The sequence below is a fragment of the Endozoicomonas sp. ONNA2 genome (assembly GCF_024606365.1).
GTDB lineage: Bacteria > Pseudomonadota > Gammaproteobacteria > Pseudomonadales > Endozoicomonadaceae > Endozoicomonas.
Genome location: NZ_JAHHPO010000692.1, coordinates 1 through 9,535, shown reverse-complemented (window position 1 = coordinate 9,535; position 9,535 = coordinate 1). Strand labels below are relative to the sequence as shown.

Below are 9,535 nucleotides of genomic sequence, written 5' to 3'. Positions count from 1 at the left end.
TACCGTTGACTCGACAAGAGCACAAAGGAAAAGAAAAGCTCTTCTTTGTGCTCTTCGTGTGCTTCGTGTTAGATGCTTAATGTCTATCGTAAGATGCTACCTTAACTCATACACGTTCAGGTTGGTAGGTTCGCAGTAATCCGCACTCCCTGGCGCTGCACTGATGTTCCCCAAGAACTCCCCGGCAGTCAATGGCACCTCTTTCTTGTACGGACCGAGCAGAGCTTTCAAGTTGTTCAACTTTTGCCTGTCGTCATTGCTGTGATCATTTAACGTCTCCCAAAACACACCCAGGGTATCGCCGAAGTACTTCGCCACGCCGTTGGCTACATACTTTTCCGTGTCGACCATTGCGATGGGGCAATAATTTTCAGGTCTTGGAATTATATAAAAGTACCTGGCATCAACTAATGGTTCTGGCACAGAAAAAGTAATGGCATATTCTTCTTCCCAGGAATAGTGACTGCTGTAAACTATTTCATTTTCATAATGCCTAGAAACCTCAAATATTTTGTATAAAAGCTGAAAATCGGAAAAGTATTTATCAAGAAATTCGTTTATCTTGGTACTTCCCACAAAGAAGAAGTACTCATTTGGTGTATTCAAAGCTGGCGTCTCTTCTGAATTAATAGTCCGTTGGATCGCATTGGCTGCCTCTTCAGCAAGCCCTTCCTGGGATAGCTTGTCTCTGACCTGTCTGGTGAAACGGGCTTTAACATCTACATTTTTAGCATGCCCGCCCAAGGTACAATACACATTGCATTTTTTACTGTCCTTTAATTCATTACAGATCTGCACCCGAATTTGATCCAATAGTTGTACCCCTGAAGGTATTAAGCGACTACCTGGTGTTGATGCGATTTCCATGCCCACAGCGCCTTCTGGATTATCTCCGGGCATCCGGGCATTTACATCAGCCGCTGGTATTGGATGGATATCTCTTGCCCCATGTCGGCGGTTCAAACTGGAGTGTGCCTCTGCATGGTTTGAACCCTCTGTGTGTGTATCGGAAAAAGTAGCAGACTGCATCGGGGATATGTTCATCTTGTCAGTTTCCTCGCTTGAATAAATTGCTTGAATAAATTCAGATTGCCGCTTGTTGGTATTGGCTGTTGAAAACCAGGGAGCCGAATTTGTTTATGCTTGATTGCTCACAAACCTCGCTACGGGGTCGCCGAGACGGGGTCGCCCAGACGGACGGGCGCTACTCCCCGGCATCCCCATCAGTCGTTCCCCTGATACGGTTCAAAAACGTCCCGGCTGTCAGAACCGCCTGCCTGTTTTTTGGCAAGGTATTGTCTGGCGCACCACTCAGGGTGTTCGGGCTTAGCAGGGCTGTTAATTTTGCTACCTTTTGTCCATCGTCAGCATCTTTATCATTTACCATTGCCGATATAACACGGATGGTATCTGAGAAATGAACCGCCATTCTTTTGCTCAGATACTTTTCCTTGTCCACAAAAGCTATGGGTAATAAGTCTCCATATTCTGGTGGAGTTCTCGGGATTATATATAAGTACCTGCTATCAACTAATGGTGCTGGCACTGTGTGCGTAATAGCATACACTCTTTCCCAGGAATGCCGTTGTCTGAAATGGGTTCCATGGGAGGGCATTGAAATTTCAAACACGTCTTTACTGAGCATAGGGCTGTTTAAGAGTTCCTTAAGAAAGTTATTTACTTTTACACTTTCCACAAAGAAAAAGAATTCATCAGAAGGGTGTGAAGCTGGTGTATTTTTTACCCTGAGAGTGCGCACGATTGAATTGTTTAATTCATGAGCAAGCCCCCCTTGCCGCAATTTCGATTCCACCTGTGCAGTGAAACGCACCTTTACGCTTTTCTCCCTATACCCATGTAAAGTACTAAACACTTCGCAGTTTTTACTTCTTTTGAGCTCACTGGCGATCTGTTTGCGAAGTTTTTCTCTTAACTGTACGCCCGTGGGCAGTAAACAACGACGACCGCGTATCGATGGGATTTCCTGGTGCACGGCACTTTCTTGTTCTGCTGTTCCGACCTGAGTATTGACACTGGCCAGTGGTACTTGGCCGACGTCTCTCGACCCGGGCCATGATCTCGACCTGGGCCTGGCATGCATCTCATGGCGATTGGCAGCCTCTGCGTGTGAGTGGGCAGAAGCAGCCAGCGGACTTGACGATATGTTCATCTCGCTACTCTTTATTGCTTGTTATTACCTGGATCTGTTGGCAGTGTTTTTGTGAGTGTTTTTGTGAGCTTCACTGACCCTGCCTTTTATGCTGTATTTCTTGATTGTATCTATAGCACATTTTGTAGAAGAGTATGAGATCAGCCGTTCACGGCGGTAATTGTTTCAGACCGGTTTCGTTCCTGAGTTGCGGGTTTTCACGGCAAAAGTATTTACATTGCGTCTTCAACTTTCATTTTTTGCAGACGCATCTAAGCTGTTCTGACAATGCAAAAAAGAAATAGATAACCATTGCGGCAGGTTTTTAAATGAATACAAACTTGATTCCTTCAGGCTATTCTCCATCGGGTAATCGCAGCAATAATGAATATCGCAGCAATAATGAATGCAGCAATAATGAATATTGTGCCAGCAGCAAGGTGCCGGTTCACCAGGGGCGGGAATTAAGCGTACATCGGGCTGCCCCCAAAAAACTCTCCTGCTCCACCGCTCAGCATACATCTCCATTGCCACCAGCGATCGATGACAAGGTATTAACCGGTCGATCAGCGACAACTGTTGTACAGCCTGAGCATAACGGCTTTGCAGCACCGGCGGCCGGTATTCCTTCAGCCAGTGAATGGCAGCAACTGGATGCGTCTCAACGATCCCGGCTGGCCCTCTGTCTGTTAGACCAGCTGGCATCTGTTGATTTCGCCACAACATGTAAAGTATTGAACTTTCTGCTCGAGGAGTATCAGCAAGCAGTTGATGCAGGCAGGCTTCAAGTGAATTCGGAACAGGCCCTGCAATCTGCCAGTCTGGCTTTGGCAAAACTTGGCATGATAGCCGATGACAGTGGTCAGCTATGTGGCCAGCATGACCAGGGCTTGAGATTCCTTCTGGGCGACCGCGGCCAGCTATTTCTCAAGACACTGGCACAGGCAGGCCTGACCCGCAGTCAGTCTGCCTTGCTCCTGGCTTGCTATGTTAACACCCCCTTGCTCATCGACATTATGGCACGTTGTGAAGACTACTGGGCTGATCAGCTGTCTGGCCCTGAAATGACCACCGGGCAATTAATGGCTCACTGGCACTGTCCCGGTACCGATGAGTCCGGCCACAGCTTGTGCCGCAGCAGTCAGGGCAACCCGGCAAATACTACTGGTATCAGCGGCTGGTTGACGTCCATGGTTGCCTGGGCAGTGCTGCCCACGGAAGTTTCAGGCAATGCAGCGTCCACGATAGCTCCTCCGACAGGACCATGTTGCCGCAAGGGTGATCCTGGTCAAACAGGTCAAAAAGGTGAGGACGGGGATCCAGGGGACGTTGGAGAGATAGGAACTCCTGGTAAAAACAAATTGCGTGGCCCAAAGGGCGACAGTGGTAGTTGTAATTCAGGAACAGAAGAGCGGCCAGCCTGCCCGGAAGGTGAGGCGGGTCCGCAAGGGCCAAGGGGTGCGCCGGGGCAGCAAGGCTTGAAAGGTAATATGGGGCTACCAAGCGCAAAAGGTGATATGGGGCTGCCAGGCCCAAGAGGTGATTCGGGGCTGCCAGGCCCGGCTGGCCCTCCGGGACTTCCGGGAAAAGTGCCCAGTTGCGGATTTAGGCATTGTACCGACAGCCTGTTGTCTGGAGCCATTGGCGGTGCAGGGGTAGTGGCTCTCGCCGGAGCGATTTATGGGGGTTACAAACTCTATCAATGGTCAAGCTGTCGAGCGCCTGCTGCAGGCAAGGCTAAACGGGATATTGCAAGGCCGACCACCAGGCCTTCTGTTGATATTGCGGCAGAAGAGCCCAGGGAAATGTCGGGGGGCATGAAAGTCCGACAGAGGATTGAACAATTCGAGAAGGGTATTATTTGAGGACCTGAAATAACTTCGACATTTCTACTCTGTAGACGCTACCCGCTTCCCGCTGCCCGCAAAAGCACAAGTGGTTCCAGCTTATCGGGAGGCGGGCGGCGGGTAGCGTCTGTAGAAATGTAGAAGTTATTTCAGGACAGCTCCTAAATAGAAAAAACATCTCAAATAAATCTTGTCCTGATAATTTTTTTGGAACTTTATAACCAGCTAATGGTCTATATCTTTGAAGACTCACCAATAATGGAGACAAGATATGGACGAACGTCATCCGTTAAATTTTGCTGTTGTCAGGGAAGATCCGAGCCCGGAGATCAACAGTATTGAAAAAAACCGGGGAACGAGCGCCTTGGTGGTCGCCTCAGGTGGCTGCACGGCACTTGCCCTGAAAAATACGTTTCCTCATTTACAGGTTGATCTTTTTGATATCAACCCTACCCAGTTACAACATGTTAAAAACAAAATAACCGCCATTAAAAACAAGGATTACCGATTATTAAATATTGAAAACAGCGATCCTTCAGGACTCAATCAAAATGGCGTATTCGAGGGTTATTTTCGAATCTTTCGCCAAATCTTTATCGAATTTATCAGTTCAGAAAGTGAGCTGGAACTGTTTTTTAATTCTGATTACATCGTCAGGAAAGAAATTTTATCAAAATGGACCAGCGCTCCGTTTTGGCAGCCAATATTTGATATCTGTTTTAACAATACATTCCTTACGGCTATGTTTGGTGACAATGCCGTTCAACATGCTGAAAGAGACTCATACATTGCGTATTTCAGACAGTGTTTTACAACAGCACTGGGCAAAGAGAACAGTGCAGATAATTACTTTTTGCAGAGTATCTTTCTGGGTTGTTACCTGAAATCCAACGCCCCGTCATTCCTTACTTCGCAAACAGATTACGAGTTCAATTATCTCTGTTCTGCACTGCCTGACCTGGAGAAAATTGATCACTACGATCTCATCAGCCTCTCTAACATTCTTGATTGGTGTGACAAGGAAACCATTGATCAACACATCACCGCACTGAAGACGATGCGCCCGGGCAGCACACTGATTTTAAGGCAATTAAATAACGTACAATCCCTGCGGGCATTACTGGAATCAGAATTTTTATTTGATGATCAATCAGGCAGTTATTACCAAAGCCATGACCAAAGCATGTTCTACAACCGAATTGAAATAGCGACAAAAAAATAGGCTCTTTTATATGGATATTCATTTCAAACTGTTAGATGGCGTTGCTACCCAAGCCTACGCCAAACAATTGCAAAATATTGAGCAATCAATGCGGTACCCTCTCAGTGAGGCTGGCGATCATTTTACCATTGTCCATGGTACGCCCTATCATGGTTTTTTCAGCGCCATGGGGAAGAAGGCCCTGTTTATTTTGGCGATGCAGGGCGAGTCTGTTGTTGGCTCTATCGCTGCCGTATGGAAACCGGTAACGGTGAATAATCAAACCTGTACGGCGCTGTATCTGGCTGACCTCAAGCTGGCAGAGCAATACCGTGGCAAGAAAATAATCCACCGAATGATCTGGTTTGCCCTGAAAAACTGGCTGACAGACGCCAACTGCAGGGGGTGGGATTTTGTTTTTTTTGCCGCCATGAAAAGAAATAATGATGATGTCACACGAAGTTTTTCCGCTTTCCACCCCGGCAGACTGGTCAAGGTAGCCAGCACATTGGACATTTATTTCTGTTCCTGCAAAGAGCTACTCTCGCTGGGCAATCGGTCCCCGTTATTACCCTCGTTACATCGTGTTGCCTGCCTCTCTCAGACCGACAGTAACATCAAAAATAATTCAGGCACCAAAGATTTCAATTTGCAATCCACAGGAGAACCGTGGCAACTGATCCATTTGCCAATACCACCGGGCTATTGGTCAAACCCTCTTGACAGCTACCTCAGGCAGGCTGCACATGAGCAATCATTGATATCGGAGTCCGTAACACTGTGTTTTTCTCTGGATTCCCGGCTTACCGAACTGAAACGCTGGCTTATCGCTAACAATATTAAACCCGGAGCAACCTGTTCTATTTATAGTTGTCCTAACACTTTACTCGGGGTTTCTCCAATTAATAAGAGTGATTTTGTCCATTTGGATACCAGCCAAATTTAAACTGACCTTTAACAAAGAGAAAAGTATGGAACATTACATCAACGAACTAAAACAAAGATACCCACTGCAACAGGCAGAGTACTTCCAGACCCTGACGGAAGGTACTTTTGATCGGCAAGATTTCATTGAGACCCAGATACAATTTTTATTTGCCGTGGTCCATTTTTCCCGGCCCATGTCCGTCATTGCCTCACGGCTGCCCAGACCAGAGACCCGGATAAATACCCTCAAGAATGTCCTGGAAGAACACGGCAATGGACTACCAGGCAGATCCCATGAAAGTACATTTCTGGCGTTTCTTGCCGCTATGGGCGTTTCTTCAGATTATATCGAACAACGTGCTCTCTGGCCCGAGGTGAGATCATTTAACAGCACATTGTCTGATGTCTGCCTTTCGGGTGATATCTATACCGCGGTGGCAACCATCGGCATCATTGAAGACCTTTTCAGTCACATTTCGTCTTATCTTGGCCAGGCGATTGTTGGTCGAAACTGGCTCACGTCCGCTGAACTCACCCATTACCACTGCCACAAGGATTTGGACGAAGAGCACGCCGATGAGTTTTATCAGATTATCCGTCCGTTCTATGGGAAAGGGGATCATAGATCAGACTATTTAATTGAACAGGGGCTGGAACTGGGTGCTTATATTTTTATGACCATGTACCAGCAGCTGTATCGATCCCGGGCACGTCGATGGACCCGACAGGTCAGCGGACCTCACAGTTTAACCGATGGATGGTATCTCAATGCGGATCTTTACCCAAAATAAAATCAGTCCCGTCCTGATCGTTGCGGCATCGTTGATGTTAGCCCTTGCCTCAATCATCGCTTTTGCCTACCCCGGTTATTTGCTATCCCGATCGGTGAATACTGACAACGCTTACATTAGGGGAGACATCATTCCTGTCAGCAGTTCCCTGTCCGGGCATATTGTCGAATTCCTGGTTCGGGATTTTGAGAAAGTCTCTGTTGATCAACCCCTCTTTACCCTTGATACCACCCGGTTTGAATTGAACCGACAGCAGCAGCTGGCGGAAATCAACCGGCTTAAAGCGAAGCTCGCAGCGTACCAGGCACAGAAGGAGGCACACTCACTGGCCATCAAACAAAATGTGGTTGCCTGCACAGCTGCTGCCTCGGAGGTTGACCACGCCAGGGCACAGCTTCACCGGCTGGCCTCGCTGTTGGATAAAGGCGGGATTGCCGAAGAGAAATACACGACAGCTAAATCTGAACTTGACCTTCTGCAATTGAAATATGAAGCCAGTGAGCTGACTGTGCAACTCTCGAGACAGCAGCAGCTTACGCTGGAGTCTGAAGCCAGCGCGATGCAATTTCACCTGGAACAGGCACAGACGACGTTGGCCAGGATTGAGCAAGACCTGCTGGACAGTACGATCAAGGCTCCCGCTGACGGGGTTATTGGTCAACGTCATACCCATCCCGGACAGTTTATAGCACCGGGCACCACGGCGCTGTTGCTCATACCGGAAAAACCACTGTGGCTGATCGCCAATATAAAAGAGAGCCAGGTTACACAGATAAAAACCGGCCAATCAGTGACGATAATGATCGACGCTCTGCCCCATATCCCATTCAACGGGCGGGTGCATGAGATTGCGCCAGCGGCCAACTCAGAATTCAGCCCGATCCCTGCCAGACAGGCCAGCGGGTATTTTACCCGGATCACCCAGACCATCCCGGTCAAGATACACCTGGCACCGTCAGAAGCTCTGGCCAAGCTCAAAGCGGGCATGTCGGCCAAAGTCATCATCGCTACCGGTGGCCACTGATGCAGCCGGCAAAGACCTGGCTTGGTGTTGTCGGTATCACTTTTGCTGCCTTTATGGCGGTACTGGATGTACAAATAGTCAACACCTCGCTGAATAACATAGCGGCCAGTCTCGACGCTTCACCTGAGAAAGCCTCCTGGTTAATGACCGCCTACCTGACTGCGGAGGTTGTTGCCATTCCATTGATGGCTGTTGTTGTCCAGCGCCTCGGGTTGCGCAACACCGCGGTCACGGTGATCACATTGTTTGCCTGCTTTTCGCTGGCCTGCGCCCGGGCATGGGATTTTTCCTCCATGATTGCCTTCAGGGCACTGCAGGGTCTGGCTGGGGGCACAATGATTCCACTGGCTCTGAACGGGATTATGTCCTTACTGCCAAAAGAGAAGCGGCCAATCGGTATGTCGCTGTTTGCCATTGCCGCCACCTGTGCGCCGACCCTTGGCCCCGTGCTTGGCGGCTGGCTCACCGAGCATCATGGCTGGCAATGGATTTTTTATATCAACCTTGTTCCCGCAATTGTGTTGGTGATGGCGGTATTAAATGGGATCAGTGTGCATCACCAGCGAAGTTCAGAAAATGCACCTGTTGATAAAGCGGGTATCCTGCTACTGCTGCCCGCCCTGGCAGCCCTGGAGGTGTTTCTGGAGGAGGGCAACAGCCATGATTGGTTTGATACTCCATGGATAACCGCTGCCGCTATTATCGCCATCACCGGCCTGATTGGCTTTTGCCTGTGTGAAGCACGCACCCAAAAGCCCCTGGTGAATCTGAGCCTGCTGCGCATACCGGGCATACCGTGGTGCTATTGGGCAATTTTCGGGCTCGGTATGGCCCTGTATGGTTCCATCTTTCTGATCGCCCAATATCACGCCAGAGTTCAGGGTTTCACTCCCATGCACATTGCTCAGATACTGCTTTGGATGGGTATTCCCCAATTGATCATTCTGCCATTCATGCCCGGGCTGACCAAAATCCTGCCTGCCGAGCTTTGTGTAATGGTTGGCTTCCTGCTTTTTCTGGCCGGTACCCTGATGAACACCCCGTTAACCATCGATTTTGCCGGAGAACATTTTTACCTTAACCAAATCATCCGGGCCATCGGCCAGCCATTTATCTTTGTTCCCCTGTCACTTATGGTGACTCGCCACGTGCCTGCGGCAGAGGCGGCTTCTGCGTCAATTCTGGTGGATATCTTTCTGGCCATTGGGGGGGCCAGTGGCATCGCCTTGCTCTCAACGCTGCTGGATCGGTCACAGGATCACTTCTATCACGGAATGTCGGAAGCCAGTGTTGCTCATACCTGCCCGGATCAATTAACCACATCTTCCCTCATTGAGCTGGCTGATAAACAGTCATTGATCATGGCCTACAGCCAGGGCTTCTGGCTGATTTGTGCCTTTATCTTGTTCGCCATGGTTTGTGTTGTCCTGTCCTGGTTTTTTTCCCGGGCAGTGTTATAAGACAAGAAGCAAACGGCTGTTCTCACGGAAGAACAGTGGGTTTTGAAGCCGCACTTACGATAGACATTAAGCAGCTATTCCAGAAGCAAAAGCTTTGAACCACGAAGCACACTAAGAGCACAAAGGAAAAGAAAAG

At 48.8% G+C, this 9,535-nt stretch carries 8 protein-coding genes; 6 read left to right on the top strand and 2 right to left on the bottom strand.

Going from position 1 to position 9,535, the window contains the following annotated elements; genetic code table 11:
- Positions 1 to 96 precede the first annotated feature (96 nt).
- A complete protein-coding gene (locus KDK14_RS12145) occupies positions 97 to 867 on the bottom strand; it encodes a hypothetical protein (protein WP_257265391.1) in 771 nt (256 codons plus the stop codon).
- A 337-nt stretch (positions 868 to 1,204) separates the two neighbouring features.
- Positions 1,205 to 2,170 carry a hypothetical protein gene (locus tag KDK14_RS12140; RefSeq protein ID WP_257265390.1) on the bottom strand — a complete coding sequence of 322 codons (966 nt, stop codon included), beginning with the start codon at positions 2,168 to 2,170 and terminating at the stop codon, positions 1,205 to 1,207.
- 308 nt (positions 2,171 to 2,478) lie between these two features.
- On the opposite strand from KDK14_RS12140, the gene KDK14_RS12135 reads away from it, so the two are divergent.
- From KDK14_RS12135 to KDK14_RS12110, 6 genes are all read left to right on the top strand, one after another.
- Positions 2,479 to 4,014, top strand: coding sequence for a collagen-like protein (locus KDK14_RS12135; RefSeq protein ID WP_257265389.1), 1,536 nt, complete (start codon positions 2,479 to 2,481; stop codon positions 4,012 to 4,014).
- Between the two features lie 253 nt (positions 4,015 to 4,267).
- Complete coding sequence (locus KDK14_RS12130; protein WP_257265388.1) at positions 4,268 to 5,218, top strand: BtaA family protein; 951 nt, start codon at positions 4,268 to 4,270, stop codon at positions 5,216 to 5,218.
- Positions 5,219 to 5,228: 10 nt separating this feature from the next.
- Positions 5,229 to 6,143, top strand: coding sequence for a GNAT family N-acetyltransferase (locus KDK14_RS12125; RefSeq protein WP_257265387.1), 915 nt, complete (start codon positions 5,229 to 5,231; stop codon positions 6,141 to 6,143).
- A gap of 25 nt (positions 6,144 to 6,168) precedes the next feature.
- Positions 6,169 to 6,915, top strand: coding sequence for a TenA family transcriptional regulator (locus KDK14_RS12120; RefSeq protein ID WP_257265386.1), 747 nt, complete (start codon positions 6,169 to 6,171; stop codon positions 6,913 to 6,915).
- Positions 6,893 to 7,939, top strand: a complete 1,047-nt coding sequence (locus KDK14_RS12115; protein WP_257265385.1) for an HlyD family secretion protein — start codon at positions 6,893 to 6,895, stop codon at positions 7,937 to 7,939. The genes KDK14_RS12120 and KDK14_RS12115 overlap by 23 nt, the downstream gene beginning before the upstream one ends.
- On the top strand, positions 7,939 to 9,399 hold the full coding sequence (locus KDK14_RS12110; RefSeq protein ID WP_257265384.1) for a DHA2 family efflux MFS transporter permease subunit: 1,461 nt from the start codon (positions 7,939 to 7,941) through the stop codon (positions 9,397 to 9,399). Before KDK14_RS12115 ends, KDK14_RS12110 begins: the two co-directional genes overlap by 1 nt.
- The last annotated feature ends 136 nt before the right edge of the window (positions 9,400 to 9,535 follow it).